Annotated in this window: 22 protein-coding genes; 13 read left to right on the forward strand and 9 right to left on the reverse strand. The window is 66.6% G+C overall.

Annotation, left to right across the window (positions count from 1 at the left end; all coding sequences use genetic code 11):
- The first annotated feature begins 108 nt into the window (after positions 1 to 108).
- Positions 109 to 654: a YaeQ family protein gene (locus tag OKW52_RS19680; RefSeq protein WP_264507209.1), complete on the forward strand. Its 546-nt coding sequence runs from the start codon at positions 109 to 111 to the stop codon at positions 652 to 654.
- Between the two features lie 708 nt (positions 655 to 1,362).
- Here OKW52_RS19680 and OKW52_RS19685 read toward each other — a convergent pair.
- Complete coding sequence (locus OKW52_RS19685) at positions 1,363 to 2,445, reverse strand: hypothetical protein (RefSeq protein ID WP_264507210.1); 1,083 nt, start codon at positions 2,443 to 2,445, stop codon at positions 1,363 to 1,365.
- Positions 2,446 to 2,630: 185 nt separating this feature from the next.
- On the opposite strand from OKW52_RS19685, the gene rpiA reads away from it, so the two are divergent.
- A complete protein-coding gene (gene rpiA, locus OKW52_RS19690) occupies positions 2,631 to 3,413 on the forward strand; it encodes a ribose-5-phosphate isomerase RpiA (protein WP_264507211.1) in 783 nt (260 codons plus the stop codon).
- A gap of 20 nt (positions 3,414 to 3,433) precedes the next feature.
- Here the strand turns inward: rpiA and OKW52_RS19695 are convergent, their stop codons facing one another.
- The 5 genes from OKW52_RS19695 to OKW52_RS19715 form a co-directional block, all read right to left on the reverse strand.
- Positions 3,434 to 4,156 (reverse strand): alanyl-tRNA editing protein, encoded by a 723-nt coding sequence (locus OKW52_RS19695; protein WP_264507212.1) that lies wholly within the window; start codon positions 4,154 to 4,156, stop codon positions 3,434 to 3,436.
- Complete coding sequence (locus OKW52_RS19700) at positions 4,153 to 6,672, reverse strand: DUF3772 domain-containing protein (protein WP_264507213.1); 2,520 nt, start codon at positions 6,670 to 6,672, stop codon at positions 4,153 to 4,155. Before OKW52_RS19700 ends, OKW52_RS19695 begins: the two co-directional genes overlap by 4 nt.
- 11 nt (positions 6,673 to 6,683) lie before the next feature.
- Positions 6,684 to 7,706, reverse strand: coding sequence for a cysteine synthase A (locus tag OKW52_RS19705; protein WP_264507214.1), 1,023 nt, complete (start codon positions 7,704 to 7,706; stop codon positions 6,684 to 6,686).
- 28 nt (positions 7,707 to 7,734) lie between these two features.
- Positions 7,735 to 8,160, reverse strand: a complete 426-nt coding sequence (locus tag OKW52_RS19710) for a hypothetical protein (RefSeq protein WP_264507215.1) — start codon at positions 8,158 to 8,160, stop codon at positions 7,735 to 7,737.
- 88 nt (positions 8,161 to 8,248) lie between these two features.
- Positions 8,249 to 8,647: a hypothetical protein gene (locus OKW52_RS19715; protein ID WP_264507216.1), complete on the reverse strand. Its 399-nt coding sequence runs from the start codon at positions 8,645 to 8,647 to the stop codon at positions 8,249 to 8,251.
- A 114-nt stretch (positions 8,648 to 8,761) separates the two neighbouring features.
- Here OKW52_RS19715 and OKW52_RS19720 point away from each other — a divergent pair, with 114 nt between their 5' ends.
- Genes OKW52_RS19720 through OKW52_RS19730 form a run of 3 tightly spaced genes read left to right on the forward strand, consistent with a single transcriptional unit; the run spans position 8,762 to position 10,172 of the window.
- Positions 8,762 to 9,043, forward strand: coding sequence for a hypothetical protein (locus OKW52_RS19720; RefSeq protein WP_264507217.1), 282 nt, complete (start codon positions 8,762 to 8,764; stop codon positions 9,041 to 9,043).
- Positions 9,044 to 9,102: 59 nt separating this feature from the next.
- Positions 9,103 to 9,864, forward strand: coding sequence for an imidazole glycerol phosphate synthase subunit HisF (hisF, locus tag OKW52_RS19725; protein ID WP_264507218.1), 762 nt, complete (start codon positions 9,103 to 9,105; stop codon positions 9,862 to 9,864).
- Positions 9,861 to 10,172, forward strand: coding sequence for a phosphoribosyl-ATP diphosphatase (locus tag OKW52_RS19730; RefSeq protein WP_264507219.1), 312 nt, complete (start codon positions 9,861 to 9,863; stop codon positions 10,170 to 10,172). Before hisF ends, OKW52_RS19730 begins: the two co-directional genes overlap by 4 nt.
- Before the next feature lie 104 nt (positions 10,173 to 10,276).
- Here the strand turns inward: OKW52_RS19730 and OKW52_RS19735 are convergent, their stop codons facing one another.
- A complete protein-coding gene (locus OKW52_RS19735; protein ID WP_319800487.1) occupies positions 10,277 to 10,807 on the reverse strand; it encodes an Lrp/AsnC family transcriptional regulator in 531 nt (176 codons plus the stop codon).
- Positions 10,808 to 10,937: 130 nt separating this feature from the next.
- On the opposite strand from OKW52_RS19735, the gene rocF reads away from it, so the two are divergent.
- From rocF to OKW52_RS19770, 7 genes are all read left to right on the forward strand, one after another.
- On the forward strand, positions 10,938 to 11,870 hold the full coding sequence (gene rocF, locus OKW52_RS19740) for an arginase (protein ID WP_264507220.1): 933 nt from the start codon (positions 10,938 to 10,940) through the stop codon (positions 11,868 to 11,870).
- On the forward strand, positions 11,870 to 12,928 hold the full coding sequence (locus tag OKW52_RS19745; RefSeq protein ID WP_264507221.1) for an ornithine cyclodeaminase: 1,059 nt from the start codon (positions 11,870 to 11,872) through the stop codon (positions 12,926 to 12,928). Before rocF ends, OKW52_RS19745 begins: the two co-directional genes overlap by 1 nt.
- Positions 12,929 to 12,996: 68 nt before the next feature.
- Positions 12,997 to 13,992: a tetratricopeptide repeat protein gene (locus OKW52_RS19750; RefSeq protein ID WP_264507222.1), complete on the forward strand. Its 996-nt coding sequence runs from the start codon at positions 12,997 to 12,999 to the stop codon at positions 13,990 to 13,992.
- Positions 13,993 to 14,057: 65 nt separating this feature from the next.
- Positions 14,058 to 14,963: a tRNA pseudouridine(55) synthase TruB gene (gene truB / locus OKW52_RS19755; RefSeq protein ID WP_264507223.1), complete on the forward strand. Its 906-nt coding sequence runs from the start codon at positions 14,058 to 14,060 to the stop codon at positions 14,961 to 14,963.
- 77 nt (positions 14,964 to 15,040) lie between these two features.
- Positions 15,041 to 15,898 carry a branched-chain amino acid aminotransferase gene (locus OKW52_RS19760; RefSeq protein ID WP_264507224.1) on the forward strand — a complete coding sequence of 286 codons (858 nt, stop codon included), beginning with the start codon at positions 15,041 to 15,043 and terminating at the stop codon, positions 15,896 to 15,898.
- A complete protein-coding gene (locus OKW52_RS19765; protein ID WP_264507225.1) occupies positions 15,895 to 16,677 on the forward strand; it encodes a potassium channel family protein in 783 nt (260 codons plus the stop codon). The genes OKW52_RS19760 and OKW52_RS19765 overlap by 4 nt, the downstream gene beginning before the upstream one ends.
- An 80-nt stretch (positions 16,678 to 16,757) precedes the next feature.
- On the forward strand, positions 16,758 to 17,213 hold the full coding sequence (locus OKW52_RS19770; protein ID WP_127105477.1) for a universal stress protein: 456 nt from the start codon (positions 16,758 to 16,760) through the stop codon (positions 17,211 to 17,213).
- A 7-nt stretch (positions 17,214 to 17,220) separates the two neighbouring features.
- Here the strand turns inward: OKW52_RS19770 and OKW52_RS19775 are convergent, their stop codons facing one another.
- Positions 17,221 to 17,640, reverse strand: coding sequence for an RES family NAD+ phosphorylase (locus OKW52_RS19775; RefSeq protein WP_264507226.1), 420 nt, complete (start codon positions 17,638 to 17,640; stop codon positions 17,221 to 17,223).
- Between the two features lie 7 nt (positions 17,641 to 17,647).
- A complete protein-coding gene (locus tag OKW52_RS19780; protein ID WP_264507227.1) occupies positions 17,648 to 18,775 on the reverse strand; it encodes an alpha/beta hydrolase family protein in 1,128 nt (375 codons plus the stop codon).
- 107 nt (positions 18,776 to 18,882) lie between these two features.
- Here OKW52_RS19780 and pyrF point away from each other — a divergent pair, with 107 nt between their 5' ends.
- Complete coding sequence (pyrF, locus tag OKW52_RS19785) at positions 18,883 to 19,611, forward strand: orotidine-5'-phosphate decarboxylase (protein WP_264507228.1); 729 nt, start codon at positions 18,883 to 18,885, stop codon at positions 19,609 to 19,611.
- Positions 19,612 to 19,695 lie beyond the last annotated feature (84 nt).

The raw sequence follows: 19,695 nt of genomic DNA on the forward strand, positions 1-19,695 counted from the left end.
GCGCAGAGGCGCCGGGCCTTGACCCTCTTGCCCCGGCGCCGCGTATCCGCTTTCCAACGGTCCGCAGACCGGCTAGTCATCCCCATCCTTGAGGATCTGGGGCATATCATGGCGCAGAACGCCACCATCTACAAAGTTGAACTCTCCGTCTCGGACATGGATCGCCACTATTACGAGACGCATAAACTCACCGTCGCCAAACACCCCTCCGAAACGGACGAGCGGCTGATGGTGCGCCTTGTCGCCTTCGCGCTGAATGCCCATGAGCATCTGGAAATGACCAAGGGCCTGTCCACCGATGACGAGCCCGACATCTGGCAGAAAAGCCTGTCCGGCGCGCTGGATGTCTGGGTCGCGCTGGGGCTGCCCAGCGAGAAGGTGATGCGCCAGTCCTGCGCCAAGGCCGACAAGGTCTTCGTCTATCCCTATGGCGGCCGGACCGCCGAGATGTGGTGGGACAAGATCAAGACCAGCACCACCCGGTTTGACAACCTACAGGTGGTCAGCTTTTCCGAGACCGACACCCGCGCACTGGCAAAACTCGCAAGCCGCGCGATGAAGCTGCAGATCAATATTCACGAGGGCGAGGTGATGGTCAGTGTCGACGATCACATCGTCAACATCACCCCCGTGACATGGAAGCGCGCGGCGTAAGCGCCGCTTGCCGGGCCGTCGGGTGTTGACGGCCTGAACCGGTCTTCCTGCCGCGCCGGTCCTGCCACTTTAGGCGTGCCCAGCGTCTTTGATGCCGCTGAGGCCGGAGAGCCTCACTCCCCCTCCCGCCGGATGATGCCGGTGAACGCCGCAGCCGCCAAAGCTGCCACGACCCAACCCAACACCGACAAGACCCACCGCCCCCACCACGCCAAGTGGCCCGAGCCCCCCGCGCCGGGGACGGTGCCCATGCCGAAGTCTGTCCTACGTCAATAATCGGCACGACCACGTCGAAACCCCAGGCGATGGCGCTGAAGGTTTCCCAGTCCTGTCCGGGTTGTCCAATGTCCGACCAGAGGTGCGCGGCCAAGGTTTCATCCTCCACCGCGCGCCATTCGGCAGAGTTCAGGATCACCGCCGAGTTCGGAACCATCGAGCCGCCCCACCACGCGTTCGCCGCGAGATACGCAGCAAGCAGCCACAGGCCGAGCAACCACCAAAGACTTCGGAAGGGTTTATAGCCATACCCGACGACGCGGCGGAGAAAGAAGTCCGCGCTCCAGCGTAGTACGTTTGTTGCCTCGATCCACGACGGGTCACCCCCCTGAGCGGCAACACGCTTCCGAACGTGCACGGCGATAAGACGTGCCCGCTCTTCCAACACATCCCGTGCAGCCCGCTCATCCCCCATCTCGCGCAGGACTTTGGCTAGTTGGGTGTAGGGTTGGGGGTAAAACTCCCCTTCCAAAGCGTCCCGCGCGCCAGCCAAGCGAGGCGTGTCTTGGCATCGGTGAAAGAGGCCGAAATGCGATCATAAGTAAACCCGTCGAGGATCACCCGGTTTTCTCCCACAGGCCAACTATCTAGATCGTCGATCAGATCTCCAACCCGCGCCGAGGCCAAAACGACTTGGCCCGCTTCGACCATCGCCCCGCGCCAAAAGAATCCCGCAATCACGGTCATCCGCTGCCCGTTCAGGGCAATACCTTTAGGGTTACGAAACGTACCGCCGGTGCAATCCAGTTGCCCGCTAATCACGGTGCCCGACAAACTGATCTCGCCCTCAACCCTGAAGGCGCCGCACAGAAACACCGTGCCCAGTACCTGCGCGCCGTCAGCGTTCAGTGCATCGCCCTTAGGGTTGCGAAACGTACCGCCGATGCAATTCAGTTCCCCGCAGATAGCGGCTCCCAGTAGGTTTACTTCGCCTTCCGCCTCGAACTTGGCGCACATGAACACTGCACCGGTCACCCGTGCACTGTAGGCGTTGATGGCCTTGCCCTTAGGGTTGCAAAACGTGCCGGCGGTGCAGTCCAATTGCCCGCCGATCACGGCCCCCGCCAAGCTGACCTCGCCTTTGGCCTCGAACCCACCGCTCAGGAATACGCTGCCCGTCACGCTCACACCTTGTGCGTTTAAGCCCGGTAGCGCGCAGCCAATGAGATTCAGAAAATCGAACGCGGTATGCAGCGCTTGCACCGGCCGCTGGAACCTACAAAATAACAACCCGGTCGGCCCCTTGGCCGTGGCAAAGGACAGATCCAGCTCTCCGCTAATCCACGCCCCCGCCAGCTGCACGCCCCATTCGAGTAGCCGGCACTCATCGCAGCCGCCGAGGATCAGGTAGCGCAGCAGGTCGGCCCGGATCGTGCGGGCGGGGTCTGGCCGCTCGGGACGCGTGCCGTCGCCCAGCATACACATCTCCCCCGCCTTACACGCCTCGATCAACCGCCGTTCCGGCGCCGTCAGGGGCGGGTCCAGCGCTTCGATGTCGCTCCAGCTGCGGATCATGGGGTCGCCTCCAACCGGGGGTACTCGTTAAAGCAGTCTGAATCGACCTTGCTAACCCCTTGAATTTCCGTCAATCGAAAAATGTCCCATCGGGGGACACCGGGGCCCCGCCGAAAATCCCCCTGCCCCCTTTGAACCCTCAAACCCCGTGCTATAACGGCTCCAAGCCGCTCAGGAGCCCCGTCATGGCCATTCAGCTGACCCCCATCGACCGCGCGAAATATGCCGCTGCCCGCCGCGCCGTCGATCTGGTCGAGGACGGCATGAAGCTGGGCCTCGGCACCGGCTCGACCGCCGCGTGGATGGTGCGCGCGCTGGCCGAGCGGGTGCGCGAGGAAGGGCTGCGGCTGAGCTGCGTGCCGACCTCGGCGCGCACCGCCGATCTGGGGCGCGAGCTGGGGCTGAAGATCGTCTCGCTGGACGAGGCGGGCTGGCTGGACCTGACCATCGACGGCACCGACGAATTCGACGCGGATCTCACGCTGATCAAGGGCGGCGGCGGGGCGCTGTTGATGGAAAAGATCGTCGCCACCGCCAGCGACAGGATGGTGGTGATCACCGATGCGTCGAAAGAGGTGAAGACGCTGGGCAACTTCCCGCTGCCGGTCGAGGTGATCCCCTTCGGCTGGCAGGCAAGCCGCATGCTGATCGAGGAACTGCTCAACGCCATGGACGTCATGGGCACCAGCGCGACGCTGCGGATGAACGGCGCGCGACCGTTCGTGACCGATGAGGGGAACCATATCCTCGACCTTGCCCTGGGCCGGATCGGCAACGCCCGGCAGCTGTCGCTGGCGCTCAATCAGGTGCCCGGCGTGGTCGAGAATGGCCTGTTCATCGACATCTGCGACGCGGTGGTGATCGGCTATGGCGATGGCCGGGTCGAGACGCGCGATATCGGGCAGGGCACGGTCGAGCATGAGCAGATCATCTTCGAGGATGACGGCAACATCTTTCGCGACATCTGAGGCCCTACGCCGCCCGCCTGTCAGGCGAGGGTCAGCGTCACCCGGCGGTTCTGCTTGCCCTTCTTCTCGACCTTGCCCAGCACGACACGGCCGATCTCGGCGGTGGTGCGGACATGGGTGCCGCCGCAGGGTTGCAGGTCGATCTGTTCATCCGCCGTGCCGATCCGCACCAGCCGGACGCGGCCCTGCCCCATCGGCGGGCGCACGGACATGGTTTTCACCAGCCCCGGATTGGCGTCGAGCTCGGCATCGGTGATCCAGCTGTCGCTGACCACCAGATCGCGCGCGATCAGGGCGTTGAGCTGATCTTCCAGCGCCTGTTTGTCCTCAGGCGTTTCAGGCATGTCGAAATCGAGCCGCCCTTTGCCCGGTCCGATGGAGCCGCCGGTCACCGGTAGCGGGATCACCACGGACAGCAGGTGCAGCGCCGTGTGAATGCGCATGTGCTGGTAGCGGGGTTCCCAGTCGAGCACCATCTCGACCGCCGTGCCCGCTGGCGGTGTCTCCGCGCCCGCTTCAGGCACCAGCGCGACGCCGGTTGCGCCTTCCTTGCGGGTGGTGGTGATGGCGATGTCGCCGCCGTCCCAGATCAGCCGCCCGCTGTCGCCCGGCTGCCCGCCGCCGGTCGGATAGAAGACCGACTGAGCCACCACCAGCGCGCCGTCCTCGGCGACGCGGCTGACGGTAGTGCGGCAGCTGCGGGCATAGGCGTCATCGCGGAACAGGGCGGCGGTGTCGGTCATCGGGCGTCCTCGGGGGGTATGTCGTCACTCTCGTCCGTGCTGATCGCGGCGGAATCGGCGGTGTCGCGGTCCATGCGTGGCTCAGGCTGGAATTCTCGGGTCGGACGGTCTTCAGGCTCGACCGGCGTCTTCGCTGCCGGCGACAGCTGCGTCAGCGCCTCGGGGTTGCGCAGCCAGATGTCGCGCTGCGCATAAGGGATCTCGATGCCTTCCTCGATGAAGCGCGCGGCGATCTTGTGGTTCACCTCGGACGCGACAACGACCTTGTAGGTCACATCCCGCAGGATCGCCCGGATGCGGAAATCGAGCGCATCGGCCCCGAAGCCCAGAAAATCAATGCCCGGCGCGGGGTCGAGCACAACCAGCGGTTCGGCCTCGATGATCTCGCGCAGGATGCGTTCGACCTTGCGGGTATCGGTGCCGTAAGCCACGCCGACCGTCATCACCACGCGCCCGGTCTTGGACGATTTGGTATAGTTTGTCACCGCGCCCGAGATCAGATCCGCGTTCGGCACGATGACCTTGGATCGGTCGAAGGTCTCGATCGTGGTCGAGCGGACCGAGATCCGCTGCACGGTGCCCTGCGTCGGGCCAACCTCGATCCAGTCGCCCTCGGACACCGGGCGCTCGATCAACAGGATGATGCCGGACACAAAGTTCGACACGATAGCCTGCAGGCCAAAACCGACACCGACCGACAGCGCCCCGGCGACGATGGCAAGGCCGGACAGGTCGATCCCGGCGACCGAGAAGGCCGCCAGCGCCGCCGCCGTGATGCCGATATAGCCGACGCCCGAGATGATCGCCTTTTGCGCGCCCTTTTCCATCGAGGTCTTGGGCAGCACCGAGGTGCCCAGCGCGCCTTGCAGCGCGCGGGTGACCAGAAAGCCGATGGCAAAGACGATGAAGAACCAGAACACGCTGGCCGGAGAAATGCGCGCCCCGCCAAGGCTGACGCCCTCGCTGAAGCGGGTCCAGATCTCGACCAGATCGGTCTGACGCGCGCCCCAGATCAGCGCCAGCGGCGCCAGCGCCAGCATCGACAGCAAGAGCCCGGCCAGCGCCGGAACCAGCCCCTGCGCCGAGCGTTCGTCATCGCCGACGATGGTGATGTAGATCGCGGTGATCAGCCGGTGCAGCACCATGACCAGCGCAATCAGCGCCAGCGACTTGATCGCCGGATAGGTCAGTTGCAGCGCGGCGGCCATATAGCCCGCAGCGCCCAGCAAGGGGGCGGCGATGCCAAAGAACATCAGCACCCGGCTGCCCAGCGTCAGCATGCGGTCGAAATAGGGCGCGGTGTCGACCTCGACCCCGTCTTCGATGATCCGGCGCGGCTCGTGGCGGCGCAGCAGGCGCGAGAAGCGCAGCATGGTCAGCGCGCAGAGCACCACCAGCGGGAAATTCAGCGCCGACATCGCCGTGTCCGGCTGCCATTGCGGCGCGATGAACGGGGTGAACAGGGTCTCGACGGCCGACAGGAAGCCGAACACCAGCGCCAGCCCGCGCGCGCGGCGGCGGTCAATGGCGTTCAGGTTCAGCGACAGGCGCGGGTCATCGACGATGGGGAAGATGTGCAGCGACAGCCAGCGGGTGAAGAAGATCGCCATGCCCGCAGGCACCAGCGCGTCCGAAATCTCAAGGATCGTCGGGCCGGTCATCCGCGACAGCTTGATCGCCGTCGACAGCAGCAACAGCCCCAGGAAGGGCACGATCAGCTGCGACAGCGACAGGAAGAACGCGGCAACCGCCCGCCCCCGCAGCAGCGTGGTGCTTTGCAGCAGCCGCATGGTGAGCGTTTCCATCCAGTGCCGCCCGCGAAACAGCAACAGCGCGGCCAGCGCCAGCGTGCCCAGCGTCAGGGGCAAATCGCTGATCATCTCATCGCGGTGCGCCGGGTCCTGCCAGGCGTTCATCGCCTCGCCCTTGAGCGTCAGCACCGAATTGATCACCGCGTCCGCCGCGTCCAGCCAGGTGGACGGGTTCAACGGTGTCGGTCCCAGCGTCATCAGCGCGTTGGCCTGACGCAGGCGCAGCTCGCGGTCGATGTCGCGGATGATGCGCTCGGCGCGGGTCAAGGCCTCATCCGCCGCGCGCATCGGCGCTTCGCGTTCGGCCAGCAGCGCGTTCAGCTCGTTGCGGCGGTCTGCCACCTCCTGCGACTCGGTCTGGCCCTCTTCGGGCACCGGGCCAAGCGCGGCAATCTGTTCGCGCAGCGCGTCGATCCGGCCCTGCATCGCGGTCTGCGCATCGATGAATTGCGTGCGCATGGTGACGACTTCGGCGCGGATCGTGTTCAGCACCTCTTCCGCCGCGCCGCTATCCTCGAGCGTCTGTTCGGCCAGCGACGCCAGCACATTCCAGGCGTCGTAATTGATTTCGGTCGGTGCCGCCTGAGTGGTGGCGGCAGCCGTGGGGTCAGAGCTTTGCGCGGTGAGCGGTGCGGCAAGGCTGAACGCCAGCAGCACCGCGATCAGTGCCGCCAGCGGCCAACGAACCTTGAGGAAAGGACGCATGGCGGGACCGATCACTGCGCACGCATGTCCGGCAGCGCGCGCGCATCGCGGTCCAGCCAGCCCGGAACCGGCAGGTTTTTGGCGCGCAGGAAGGCCGGATTATACAGCTTGGACTGATACCGGGTGCCATAGTCGCACAGAATGGTCACGATGGTGTGGCCCGGCCCCATCTCTTTGGCCATGCGGATCGCACCCGCCACGTTGACGCCCGACGAGCCGCCAAGGCACAGCCCCTCGTGTTCGAGCAGGTCGAACACCACCTGCACCGCCTCGGCATCGGAAATGCGCCACGCCATGTCCGGCGTGAACCCTTCGAGGTTGGCGGTGATCCGGCCCTGTCCGATGCCCTCGGTGATCGAATTGCCGGGGTTTTCCTGCCCGGTGTAGAGCTTGAGCAGACCGGCACCCTCAGGGTCCGCCAGCGCCACTTTCACGCCGCGCGGCTGCAAGGCCATGCCGACCCCGGCCAGCGTCCCGCCCGAGCCGACGGCGCAGGTGAAACCGTCGACCTTGCCGCCGGTCTGCGACCAGATCTCGGGCCCGGTGGTTTCGATATGCGCCTGACGGTTCGCCACGTTGTCGAACTGATTGGCCCAGATCGCCCCGTTGGGTTCGGTTTTCGCCAGTTCCTCGGCCAGACGGCTGGAATAGCGGATGTAGTTGTTGATGTCCTTGTAGGGCGCTGCCGGAACCTCGACCAGCTCGGCCCCTGCCAGACGCAGCATGTCCTTCTTTTCCTGACTTTGCGTCTCGGGGATCACGATCACCGATTTGAAGCCCATGGACGAGCCTACCAGCGCCAGCCCGATGCCGGTGTTGCCTGCCGTGCCCTCGACAATCGTGCCACCCGGCTTCAGGTCGCCGCGCGCGATGGCGTCACGGATGATATACAGCGCGGCGCGGTCCTTGACCGACTGGCCGGGATTCAGGAACTCGGCCTTGCCGAGAATCTCGCAGCCCGTCTCTTCGCTGGCTTTGCGCAGCCGGATCAGGGGGGTATTGCCGATGGCTTCGGCCAGATTGCGGCGGATCATCGCGGAAATCCTTTCAAGGACGTAGAGATTAGTGCAGCACACCCGCACGGTTCAGCGTGCGGGCATAAAGCCAGCCCATCAGCGGCACCACGACCAGCAGGCCCAACAGGGCGGGCAAGGGCAACGGCAGCAGCAGGACCGGCGGTGCGTTCAGGATCAGACCGACGGCCAGTGCCACATTGGCCGCCGCGGCGGCAAAGAACAAAAGGACCGAGGCATCGTCTTTCAGCGCCAGAAAAAGCGCCGCCGCGACGCCCAGCCAGACGCCCAGCGCCCAGACGACCCGCATCCACAGCGCGTCCAGCGGCAGGGCCGACATCAGCGCGGGCCAGCCCGGCTCGCCCAGCGCGAACCGCTCGATGACGTAATCGGCCCCCAACACCCCGTGCCAGAGCAGCAAAAGCAGGGCAACGAAGATCAGATGCGACGGGGCAGGAGCAGTGGGTTGAGCCATGGTCGGGTGCCTTCTCGGTTTCGCCTCAAAGTGGCGCGGTCATGGGGCAGTGTCCAGCCCCCGGGTCGGATATCGCGCGCGTGCGACCCTAGCGCGCGGCGGCGGCGAACAACGGGTCCGAGGTCAGGTGAAGCGCCAGCGACACCGGCACGCCGCGGGTGATCATGCGGCGATAGACCGCCTCGGCCCGGGTGCCTGCCTGCATCGCCGGGGGCAGCGCGGCGGCATTGGCTGCACGCAGCGACTCAAGTTGCCCGCGCAGCGGGCGGGTGTCGCGTGCCGCGACGCCGGGGCAGCCCTCGGTCAGACCGTCATGCGCGGGCGTGCCATTGGCGGCCAGCATCGTCGCGGCGCGGTCCAGCAGCGCGCATTCGGCAGCGATCCGGTCCTGCGGTGCGGGTGCAGGCGCGGGTCCAAGATCGGGCATGGCACGGGGCGACCCGGTGCAGGCGGCAAGAGCGAGCGGAAGGAGAAAGGCAATACGCATGCCCCGCGTTCTACTGCGCGCCCCGCCGCCTGTAAATCGCGCCTCACGCAACCGTTGGTTGGGCTCACCGGCTGCAAGGCGCAGAGTCCGCGCGGAAAAGCGACAGGAGAACGGATGCAACGCGGTTGGGTACTTGCCGGATTGATGATCGTTTTCGGCCTGTTGCCGGTGTTCGGCATCGCGCTGGCCTGGGCCTTGGCCGGTGTGAGCGGCTGCACAGTGACACAGAACGGCGCGCGGCCTTGCGTGATTCTGGGTCTGGACTGGGGCCGGTTCCTGTATGCGCTGTTCATCTCGGGCTGGTTTTTGATCCTGACCGCCCCCATCGCCCTGGCCGGGATGGCGCTGGGGATCTGGCTGGCGCTGGTGTCGCTGATCCGCCGGGCGCGCGATTAGGATGCTTCCCCTTTCCGAACCGGCGCTCTGGCGCTAGGGAGAGGGCAAGGAGCCTGCTCATGCTGAAAACCCGCATCATCCCCTGCCTTGACGTCGCCGACGGGCGCGTCGTCAAGGGCGTGAACTTCGTCAACCTGATCGACGCCGGCGACCCGGTCGAGGCCGCCAAGGCCTATGACGCGGCGGGCGCGGACGAGCTGTGCTTTCTCGACATCCACGCCACGCATGAAAACCGCGGGACGATGTTCGATCTGGTGACGCGCACGGCCGAGCAATGCTTCATGCCGCTGACCGTGGGCGGCGGGGTACGCACGCATCACGACGTGCGCGCGCTGCTGCTGGCGGGAGCGGACAAGGTCTCGTTCAACTCGGCCGCCGTCGCCAATCCCGATGTGGTGGCCCAGGCGGCGGATCGGTTTGGCTCGCAGTGCATCGTCGTGGCGATTGACGCCAAGACGGTCGCGCCGGGGCGCTGGGAGATCTTCACCCATGGCGGGCGCAAGGCGACCGGCATCGACGCCGTGGAATTCGCCCGCACCGTCGCCGCCAAGGGTGCGGGTGAGATCCTGCTGACCTCGATGGACCGCGACGGCACCAAGGCGGGCTTCAACCTGCCCCTGACGCGGGCGATTGCCGATGCGGTGGACGTGCCCGTCATCGCCTCGGGCGGCGTGGGGACGCTGGACCATCTGGTCGAGGGCGTGACCGAGGGCCATGCCTCGGCGGTGCTGGCCGCGTCGATCTTCCATTTCGGCACCTATACCATCGGTCAGGCCAAGGCCCATATGGCCGCCGCCGGCATCCCCGTGAGGCTGACATGAGCGCTCTGCACCGTCTCGCCGCCACCGTTGAAGCCCGCAAGGGCGCGGACCCGGACACCAGCTGGACCGCCAAGCTCTTCGCCAAGGGCCCCGAAAAATGCGCCGAGAAATTCGGCGAAGAGGCCATCGAAGCGGTGATCGAGGCGGTCAGGGGCGACAAGGCGCGGCTGACCTCCGAGGCCGCGGATGTGCTGTTCCACCTGCTGGTCATGTGCGCTGCCCGCGGCGTTTCGCTGGACGATATCGAAGACGAACTGGCCCGGCGCGAGGGCGTCTCGGGCATCGCCGAGAAAGCGTCGCGCGGGTAATCGGGGGGGCTGCTCGCCCCCCGAGCCCCCTCGCCAGAGGAGGGGGCACGCCCCCTCCTCTGGACTCCTCCCGTGGATATTTTCAGACAGAAAATGAAACAGGGTTAACGAAACCTTATCATCTGTCCGGAAATATCCTGGGGGGTGAATGCGCGCTTGCGCGCAGAGGGGGCTAGCCCCCCTGCCCCCCGTTGACCTGGCCCCGCCCCCTGCGCGCGGCGGGTGGACATCAGCAGGTGGGTTTCCGACTGGCTGACGCTGTCGAGGCGGCGAATGCGCGACAGGGTTTCGTCCAGCGCCGCCAGACTGTCGGTCGCCAGATCCACGATCACATCCCAGCGGCCCGATGTGGAATGCACGGCCCGAACGGCGGGCATCGTCAGCATGCGCCCCACGGCACGGTCCGTGCCGGTCCCCTCGATCGCAACCATCATCAGCGCGCGCACCGGGCTGTCGGCCAGATCATTGCGGGTCAGGACGGTGAAGCCCTGCAACTCGCCGCTTTCTTGCAGCCGGGCCAGTCGGCTGCGCACCGTGGCGCGGCTCAGCCCCAGCCGGGTGGCCAGATCGGACAGCCCCGCACGCCCGTCGCGTTTGAGCGCGGCGATCAGGGCAAGGTCGGTATCGTCGAGCATGGGCTTTCCGTTCTGCGCATTCGGGGTGACCAATATGCGCAATCCTCTGCCCGAAGCGGTCATGCAGTCAAGTGGAAGGTATGAGCGCTTGGGCTACACTCTGTCCAACACAACCCCGAAAGGCTTGCCCATGCCCCAGACCCATTGCCTGCTCATCGGTGCCCCCGTCGACTCTGGCCAGCACCGCCCCGGTTGCCTGATGGGCCCGGCCGCTTATCGCACCGCCGGGCTGGCGGCGGCGTTGCAGGCTCTGGGCCACCGGGTCACCGATCTTGGCGATGTCGTCTGCAACCCCGTTGAGGCGACCAGCGCCAACCCTGCCGTGCACCACCTGCCCGAAACCCTGGGTTGGACCCGGGCACTGGCCGAGGTCGGCGAGGCGGCCTGCGTGCAGGGGATGCCTATTTTTCTGGGCGGCGATCACTCGCTGGCCCTGGGGTCGGTGGCCGGGATGGCCGCGGCGGCGAAGGCGGCGGGCAGGCCGCTGTTTGTGCTCTGGCTTGACGCCCACAGCGATTTCCACACGCCCGGAACGACCGTCTCGGGCAATCTGCACGGCACCCCCGTTGCCTATCTGGCCGGGCGTGATTTCCCCGAATTCCCGCCCTTCCCCGCCCCGATCCCGCCGGAAAACATCTGCCTTTTCGGCATCCGCAGCGTCGATGCTGCCGAACACGCCGCCCTGCTGCAGCATGAGATCGCCATCAACGACATGCGCGTGCTCGATGAGCGCGGCGTGATCGCGCCGCTGCGCGAGTTCCTTGAACTGGTCGAGGCTGCCGACGGCTTGTTGCATGTTTCGCTGGACGTTGACTTCCTCGACCCGTCGGTTGCCCCCGCTGTCGGCACCACCGTTCCGGGGGGCGCAACCTTCCGCGAGGCGCATCTGGTGATGGAGCTCTTGCACGAATCGCGTCGTGTCACCTCGCTGGATCTGGTCGAGTTGAACCCGTTCCTTGACGAGCGCGGCCGCACCGCACACCTGATGGTGGATCTGGTCGCCAGCCTGATGGGCAAGAAGGTCTTTGACCGCCCGACCCGCAGCTTCAGGGGGCAGATGTGATGCGCGATCTTCCCCAGCCCTCGGCGCAGGCTCTGGTGCCGTTCATTTCTGTCGCGGATATGATGGCTATCATTCACCGTGTCGGGCTGGAGGCCGCTCTGCGTGACCTCACCGACCGCATCGAGGCGGATTTTCGCCGCTGGGCAACCTTCGACAAGACCGCCCGCGTCGCCTCGCATTCCGACATCGGGGTGATCGAGCTGATGCCGACCTCGGATGGCTCGCGCTATGCGTTCAAATACGTCAACGGCCACCCCGCCAATACCCGCGCCGGGTTGCAGACGGTGACCGCCTTTGGCGTGCTCTCGCAAGTCGCCACCGGCTATCCGCTGATGTTTGCCGAAATGACAATGCTCACCGCGCTCAGAACCGCCGCGACCTCGGCCTTGGCCGCGCGGCATCTGGCGCCCAAGGGGGCGCGGGTGATGGCGCTGATCGGCAATGGCGCGCAGGCCGAGTTTCAGGCGCTGGCGCTCAAGGCGGTTTGCGGCATCGACACCGTGCGGCTTTATGACGTGGACCCCGCCGCGACCGAGAAATGCGCGCGCAACCTCGAGGGCAGCGGGCTGACCGTGGTCCCGTGCCCCAGCGCCGAAGCCGCCACTCTGGGCGCGCAGATCATCACCACCTGCACCGCCGACAAGCGCAATGCCACCGTGCTGCATGACAACATGATCGGCGAAGGCGTGCATATCAACGCGATTGGCGGCGACTGCCCCGGCAAGACCGAGCTGGCCCCGGCCCTTCTGGACCGCGCGCAGACCTTTGTGGAATTCGAGCCGCAAACACGGGTCGAGGGCGAGATCCAGCAGATGCCCGCGGATTATCCTGTCGCCGCGCTGTGGCAGGTGATCACCGGCGCGGTCGAGGGTCGGCGCGATGCCGGACAGATCACCCTTTTCGACGGTGTGGGCTTTGCGATCGAGGATTTCACCGCGCTGAACTGGCTTTACGATCAGGTCCATGCCGGATCGCAGATGCTGGACGTGATCGCCGATCCCGATGATCCGCGCGACCTTTATGGCATGCTCATGCGCGCTCAGCGGCCCAAGGCCTGAATCGAGGGCTTGGGGCCTGCCGCAGGCAGTGTTAGCGTCATTCCTGAACGCGGAAGACGAGGGAACCTATGCGCCTGATCGGGGCCGTTATCGCGCTGCTGACCGCCCTGCCCGCGCAGGCACAACAAACCGACTGCGACCGGCTGGCGGGCTATCCGCTGATCCCGCGCGTCGAGGGGGCGGTCGGCGTCTATGCCGTCCGCGCGCCGGTGGAGGCGGTTGCGGCCTGTGAAGCGGCGCGCGGCGCTGCGCCCGGGGACGCTTTCCTTGCCATCCTTGAGGCGCGCGCGCGTCTTGCGCTCGATCCGCAGGACAGCGGCGCGTTGCCCCTGTTGACCGAGGCCATACAGACCCTGCCCGCGCTCGCCTCGGGTGTGCTTGGGCAGCTTTATGAATTCGGGCTGGCCGGCTTGCCGCAGGCGGACACCACTGCCCGCGAGCACTACCAGACCGCCTGCACCGACTGGCCTGACCGCCACGCCGCTCCCGGCTGCGCCGGGTTGGCGCTGATGATGATTCAGGGGCGCGGCGGCGACGAAGATCTGCCGGGCGGCATTGCCCTGCTGGGCGACCTGTGCAGCGGCGGCTGGGCCGAGGCCTGCACCGAACTGGCGTTTCAGACCGATCTGAACGGGCTGGGCGATCTTGCGACGATCTCGGCGCGCATCGCGGGCTTGTTCGAGGCGGGTTGTGACGCAGGCGACCTGCTCGCCTGCTCGCAATACGGCTTCCGGCTGGAACTGGGCGACGGGGTCGAGATGGACGTAGCGCGCGCCGCCACGCTTTACGGCCAGTCCTGCGAGGGGGGCGAGCCGCAGGGCTGCAGCTATCTGGGGGAAATCTATCGCTCGGGCCTTGGGGTGCAGCCTGACATCACCGAAGCGGTGCGCCTGTTCGCGCTGGGCTGCGACGGCAACGATCCCTATGCCTGCGTGACGCTGGGCGATATTCTGGCCGAGGGGCGCGGCGTTCCCCCCGATGTCCCGCGCGCGCTGGCCGTGTTGGAGCGTGCCTGCACATTGGGCGATCCCGACGCCTGTTTTCTGGCCGACGATCTGCGCTGAGCGCAGGGGTTGCGGTGCAGCGGGTGAGCCGCTATGCCCGCGCGCCTGATCTCAAGGGGTAAAGCATGGCACGCAAAAGCAAGGGTCGCGCGATTTCGGGCTGGCTGGTGGTGGACAAACCGGCGGGGATTACCTCGACCTCGGTGGTGGGCAAGGTCCGCTGGGCGCTGGGTGCGCAGAAAGCCGGGCACGCGGGTACGCTCGATCCGGCGGCGACCGGCGTGCTGGCCGTGGCACTGGGCGAGGCGACCAAGACCGTGCCTTATGTCACCGATGCCGCCAAGTGCTACCGCTTCCGCGTCAATTTCGGCGCGGCAACCGATACCGACGATGCCGAGGGTCAGGTGATCGCCCGCAGCGACACCCGCCCCTCCGATGACCAGATCGAAGCCGCGCTTGAGGGCTTCCGGGGCCAGATCGAGCAAGTCCCGCCACAATACTCCGCCGTCAAGGTCGAGGGCGAGCGCGCCTATGACATCGCCCGCACCGGTGAGGCGATGGATCTGGCCGCCCGCCCGCTGCTGGTGGAAAAGCTGGTACTGACCGCCCGCCCCGATGCCGATTGCGCCGAGTTCGAGATGGTTTGCGGCAAGGGCGGCTATGTGCGCTCGATCGCCCGCGATCTGGGCGCGGCGCTGGGCTGTCTGGGCCATGTCGCCTGGCTGCGGCGCGAATGGTCGGGGCCGTTTCAGGCCTCGGAAGGCATCACGCTGGAAGAGCTGGACGCGCTGGCCAAAACGCCCGAGCTGGAAGCCCGCCTGCTGCCGCTGGAAATCGGCCTGTTCGCGCTGCAAGAGCTGCCGCTTTCGGCCGAAGGCGCGGTGCGGCTGAAGAACGGCAACCCGGGTCAAGTGCTCTCGTCGCGCGCCGCGCCCGGCGAAACCGCCTGGGCCAGCTATGAGGGCAAGCCGGTCGGCGTGGGGGTCTATATGGGCGGCGAGCTGCACCCGAACCGGGTGTTCAACCTCTGAAAGCGACGCGGCGCTCCTCTGGACGCCCGGCATCACAGGGTGTTTAACAGGCGCAACACGCTTCAGGGAGACGCATCATGGCTGTCGGTTCACGCATCCGCACGTATTTTGAGGGCCGCTGGCACGAGGGCGACGTCCCCGTCATGAAGGCCGCCGACCACGGCGCATGGCTGGGCACCACGGTGTTTGACGGCGCGCGGCTGTTTGACGGCATGACGCCGGATCTGGATCGCCACCTTGCGCGCATCAACCGCTCGGCCGAAGCGCTGATGATCAAGCCGACGATGAGCGTCGAGCAGATGCTCGAGATCACCCGCGAGGGGCTCGATGGCTTTGCGGATACCGTCTACATCCGGCCGATGTACTGGGCGATCAACGGCGGGCCGTCGGGCGTGCTGGCTTCGCAGGATGCGACCGGGTTCTGCATCTGCCTCGAGGCGATCGGCATGGCCCCGGAAACCGCGACAACCACGCTGACCACCACCCGCTTCCGCCGCCCGACGCTGGACAGCGCGGTGACCAATGCCAAGGCCGGGTGCCTGTATCCCAACAACGCCCGCATGCTGGCCGAGGCGAACGCCAAGGGCTTTGACAACGCGCTGGTGTGCGACAGTCAGGGCAATGTGGCCGAAAGCGCCACGGCGAATGCCTTCATGGTCAAGGATGGTGAGGTGTTCACCCCCATCGCCAACGGCACCTTCCTGTCGGGCATCACCCGCGCGCGCCATATCGCGAACCTGACCGCCGATGGTGTGAAGGTCCATGAAACCGTCCTGACGCTGGATGATTTCCGCGATGCGGATGAGGTGTTTTTGTCGGGCAACATGTCCAAGGTCACGCCGGTTTCGGCCTTTGACGACCGTCGCTATCAGACCGGCCCGGTGACCAAACGCACGCGGCAGCTCTACTGGGACTGGGCGGCCTCGCAGCGGTGAGTGAACACCCGCTACACCGGGAACTTCGGCTGCTCTATAACGGACGCAGCGAGCGCGCCAAGCGGTTCCGCTACGCGCTGATTGTTTTCGATGTGGCGTCTATTTTGTACTTCATCGTCGCGGCGGCGCTCCCCTATACGACGCCGCTGACGGTGACCAACGCCGTGCTGGGCGTGATCATCTTGGCCGATTTTCTTGCCCGGCTCTGGGTTGCGCCCGACCGGCTGCAGATGCTGCGGCGGATCTACACGATCGCGGATATCATCGTGCTGGTCTCGCTGTTCGTGGCACCCTTTGTGCCCGATGACATCACCTTTCTGCGCATCCTGCGCGGCCTCAGGCTGCTGCACTCGTACCATCTGGTCCACGACCTTCGGCGCGATTCCGACCTGTTCCGGCGGCACGAGGACACGTTCCTCGCCGGGATGAACCTGTTCGTGTTCATCTTCGTCACCACCTCGCTGGCCTTCGCGCTGTTCTTCGAGGCGCATACAGGCGTCACCGCCTATATCGACGCGCTCTATTTCACCGTCGCCACCCTGACGACCACCGGCTTTGGCGACATCACGCTGGATCTGCCCGGCGGCAAGCTGTTCTCGGTGCTGGTGATGGTGGTGGGCGTTGCCCTGTTCGTGCAATTCGCCCGCGCGCTGTTTCAGCCCAAGAAGGTGAAATACACCTGCCAGGAATGCGGCCTGAACCGCCACGACCCCGACGCCGTGCATTGCAAACACTGCGGCGCATCGGTGAAAATTCCGACACACGGGTTTTCTGACTGAGACCTTTCCCGGCGGCCCCTGGCCCTGCTGGACAGCTTTGCGACCATGCGCCATGATGGCGCGCACAACCGGAGTTGATGATGCGCAAGTTTCTCGTCGTGCTGGATGACAGCCGCGAATGCCTGAACGCGATCCGTTTCGCGGCTCTCAGGGCCGCGCACACCGAGGGCGGCGTGACGATCCTGTCGATCATCCCGCCGGAAGAATTCCAGCATTGGATCGGCGTGGCCGACCTGATGCGCGAAGAAGCCCGCGAGCGGATCGAGGCCCATTTCGAAGTCTTCGCCAAATGGATGCGCGACAAGCACGCGATCCAGCCTGAACTGGTGATCCGCGAAGGCCAGCCCGTGGATGAAATCCTCGCCCAGATCGCGGAAGACCCGCAGATCGGCGTTCTGGTGCTGGGGGCGGGCTCGGACCGCTCGGGCCCCGGCCCGCTGGTCACGCAGCTGTCACGTAGCTCGGGCTCGCTGCCGGTGCCGATCACCATCGTGCCGGGCACGATGGACAAGGAACGCATGGAATCCATCGCCTGAGCGGCGGCTAAGCCGTTGAGTTTCGGCGCAGGCAGCGCGTGTCGAAAACGACGACATGGTCAAGGTCGGGGCGCGAGCGCGAGCCGTACAGCATCGCCTGCGCCCCCGCCGCCCGTGCGGCCTCCGACAGCGCCCATGTCGGCGCAGGCTGACCGGCGGCGCGGATATCCTGCCAGACGACCGACGCTGCCGGGTTGCCGCGCGCATCAACCACACGCTCGGCGCGCAGCCACAGCGGCATGAGCACCCGCTCAACCCCGTCGCCCAGATACCGCCTGATCGCCACATGCGCCCCCTCGGCACTCAGCGAGGCATAGGCCGCGACCTGTCCGGCATGGTGGAACCGCCCCTCGGGCGCGCGGGCCGCAGCATCAGCGGCCATGCCGCGCGGCAAGAGCCGCCAAACCGGGCCGTCAAAGTGCTGCATCACCCGCCTACGCCCAGCTCTCGACCGTCAGGCCTGTGGCCATCCCGTCGCCAAACCCGGCCTCGGCACCCAGCGCCGTCGCGGGCGCAAGCAGCGTATCGCGCGCGGTCTCGCCCTTCAGGTGCCGGTCCAGAAACGCCGCCGCAAAGTGTTGGGCGACCGCGTTCATCCGCACCGTGTCCCAGACCGGATCGGCGTAATGCAGGAACGGGGCCCAGCCCAGTTTCTCGCTGTGCGCGTGGCTCTCGGCCGGGGCGGGGATCGGCGCACCGGCATTGTGGCCCGCGTTGACAAAGGTCAGCAGCGTGCCGCCCGCGTCCCGGGCGATCCCGCGCATCCCCTCATAGACCGACACGGTATCGACGCTGCCCGCGATCACCAACAGCGGCAACGCGATGCCGCTCAACCCCTCGGGCGACCAGACCCCATGCCCGTTGCCCCACGGCCCAAAAGCAATCACCGCGCGCAGATTGGCCGGGGGCAGCGGCAGAGTGCGCGCCAGATGGACGGCGAGCAAACCGCCCGCCGGGGCTTGTTCGTGCGCCTCCATCCCGTCAATCAGCCCGGCCCCGGCGGTCACCAAGGCACCGTAGCCCCCCATCGAATAGCCGATCACGGCAGCGGTATCGGGCAGCGCCAGCGGATGCCCGGCCAACGCGCCCAGCAGGAAGCGCTGATCCAGCGGCCGGTGATACAGCGTCGCGCCGAACGGACCCTGATCCTGATAAAGGCTCTGCGGATGATCGGCGGCGGCGACCAGATACCCGCGCGACGCAAGGGCCTCGGCCAGATGGCTCATCAGAAAGCGGTTGCCGGGATAACCGTGGCTGATCAGCACCAAGGGCCAGCGCCCCTGCGCAGGGTCGGCATCGCGCGCGGCGCTGCCGTGCAGGGTGACCGGCGTCTCCCCATCGCGCAGCAACGTGTCATAGCTGCCGCCCGAGCGGGTGCGGTGCGCAGCGGGATACCACAGCGCGACCGTCAGCGGGCGCGGGCGGGTCTTACCGTCCAGATCCAGCCGCGCGGGATCGGTCAGCGTCAGGCTCTGCACCCCGACGGGCAAGGGGCCGGGCCCGGCAAGACGGGGCGAATCGGGGCGGGTGCCGTCAATGCGGTTGGGGGCTGTTTGGGTCATGACGCCATGCTGCCCCCGGCACCGGCAATGCGCAAGCTTGCCCGGCTGCGGCAATGCGCGTATCAGCGCGCCAACCCCCAGAACCCGAGACCTCAGGAGACCGCGCCATGTCCATGCCCGCCCATGCCCAAGACAAGCTGCCCGCCGACGACCGCCTGATCGTGGCGCTGGACGTGCCCAATGTGGTGCAGGGGCTCGAGATCGCCGAGCGGATCGGCGATCAGGTCAGTTTCTACAAGATCGGTCTGGGCATGCTGACCGGCGGCGGGCTGGCCCTGGCGAATGAGTTGAAGCAGGAACGGGGCAAACGCATCTTCCTGGACATGAAGTTTTTCGACATTCCCGCGACTGTAGAGGCGGCGGTGCGCGGTATCGCCCAGTACAATCTCGACTTTCTGACCGTGCATGGCGATCCGATGGTGGTGCAGGCCGCCAAGCAGGGCGCCGCCGGGACCGGGCTGAAAATTCTGGGCGTGACGGTGCTGACCTCGATGGACCGCGCCGATCTGGACGGGGCCATGATCAAGCCCGGAGACATCGCCGAGATCGTGACCGAGCGCGCGGCGCGGGCGTTCGAGGCCGGGGCCGACGGCGTGATCGCCAGCCCCTTCGAGGCCGCGATGATCCGCGCCCTGCCCAATGCGGCGGGTCGGCTGATCGTGACGCCGGGGGTGCGCCCGGCAGGCAGCGCCTCGAACGATCAGAAACGCATCGCAACGCCGACAGACGCGGTCCGCAACGGGGCGGATCACATCGTCGTCGGGCGGCCGGTCTGGGCGGCAGCCGACCCGGTCGCGGCGGCCCGCGCCATCGTGGCGGACCTCGCAGGCCGGTGAGGGGTTTCGCCCTCGGCCAAGACGGCTGACGCCGCCTCGCCCTCACGCGACCCCGCGCGCCGCGCAACAAGGGGGCTTTCTGCC

The sequence above is a fragment of the Pararhodobacter zhoushanensis genome, from assembly GCF_025949695.1.
In the GTDB taxonomy this organism is placed as follows: domain Bacteria; phylum Pseudomonadota; class Alphaproteobacteria; order Rhodobacterales; family Rhodobacteraceae; genus Pararhodobacter; species Pararhodobacter zhoushanensis_A.

Excerpts from the sequence above, each read along its gene's own strand:
- rocF (WP_264507220.1), top strand. The coding sequence starts at position 10,938 with ATGCCCCAGACCCATTGCCTGCTCATCGGTGCCCCCGTCGACTCTGGC.
- OKW52_RS19750 (WP_264507222.1), top strand. The coding sequence starts at position 12,997 with ATGCGCCTGATCGGGGCCGTTATCGCGCTGCTGACCGCCCTGCCCGCG.
- pyrF (WP_264507228.1), top strand. The coding sequence starts at position 18,883 with ATGTCCATGCCCGCCCATGCCCAAGACAAGCTGCCCGCCGACGACCGC.
- OKW52_RS19695 (WP_264507212.1), bottom strand. The coding sequence starts at position 4,156 with ATGACCGACACCGCCGCCCTGTTCCGCGATGACGCCTATGCCCGCAGC.
- OKW52_RS19775 (WP_264507226.1), bottom strand. The coding sequence starts at position 17,640 with ATGCAGCACTTTGACGGCCCGGTTTGGCGGCTCTTGCCGCGCGGCATG.
- OKW52_RS19705 (WP_264507214.1), bottom strand. The coding sequence starts at position 7,706 with ATGATCCGCCGCAATCTGGCCGAAGCCATCGGCAATACCCCCCTGATC.
- hisF (WP_264507218.1), top strand. The coding sequence starts at position 9,103 with ATGCTGAAAACCCGCATCATCCCCTGCCTTGACGTCGCCGACGGGCGC.
- OKW52_RS19720 (WP_264507217.1), top strand. The coding sequence starts at position 8,762 with ATGCAACGCGGTTGGGTACTTGCCGGATTGATGATCGTTTTCGGCCTG.
- rpiA (WP_264507211.1), top strand. The coding sequence starts at position 2,631 with ATGGCCATTCAGCTGACCCCCATCGACCGCGCGAAATATGCCGCTGCC.
- OKW52_RS19780 (WP_264507227.1), bottom strand. The coding sequence starts at position 18,775 with ATGACCCAAACAGCCCCCAACCGCATTGACGGCACCCGCCCCGATTCG.
- OKW52_RS19700 (WP_264507213.1), bottom strand. The coding sequence starts at position 6,672 with ATGCGTCCTTTCCTCAAGGTTCGTTGGCCGCTGGCGGCACTGATCGCG.
- OKW52_RS19760 (WP_264507224.1), top strand. The coding sequence starts at position 15,041 with ATGGCTGTCGGTTCACGCATCCGCACGTATTTTGAGGGCCGCTGGCAC.
- OKW52_RS19715 (WP_264507216.1), bottom strand. The coding sequence starts at position 8,647 with ATGCGTATTGCCTTTCTCCTTCCGCTCGCTCTTGCCGCCTGCACCGGG.
- OKW52_RS19735 (WP_319800487.1), bottom strand. The coding sequence starts at position 10,807 with ATGCTCGACGATACCGACCTTGCCCTGATCGCCGCGCTCAAACGCGAC.
- truB (WP_264507223.1), top strand. The coding sequence starts at position 14,058 with ATGGCACGCAAAAGCAAGGGTCGCGCGATTTCGGGCTGGCTGGTGGTG.
- OKW52_RS19770 (WP_127105477.1), top strand. The coding sequence starts at position 16,758 with ATGCGCAAGTTTCTCGTCGTGCTGGATGACAGCCGCGAATGCCTGAAC.
- OKW52_RS19730 (WP_264507219.1), top strand. The coding sequence starts at position 9,861 with ATGAGCGCTCTGCACCGTCTCGCCGCCACCGTTGAAGCCCGCAAGGGC.
- OKW52_RS19710 (WP_264507215.1), bottom strand. The coding sequence starts at position 8,160 with ATGGCTCAACCCACTGCTCCTGCCCCGTCGCATCTGATCTTCGTTGCC.
- OKW52_RS19745 (WP_264507221.1), top strand. The coding sequence starts at position 11,870 with ATGCGCGATCTTCCCCAGCCCTCGGCGCAGGCTCTGGTGCCGTTCATT.
- OKW52_RS19680 (WP_264507209.1), top strand. The coding sequence starts at position 109 with ATGGCGCAGAACGCCACCATCTACAAAGTTGAACTCTCCGTCTCGGAC.
- OKW52_RS19685 (WP_264507210.1), bottom strand. The coding sequence starts at position 2,445 with ATGATCCGCAGCTGGAGCGACATCGAAGCGCTGGACCCGCCCCTGACG.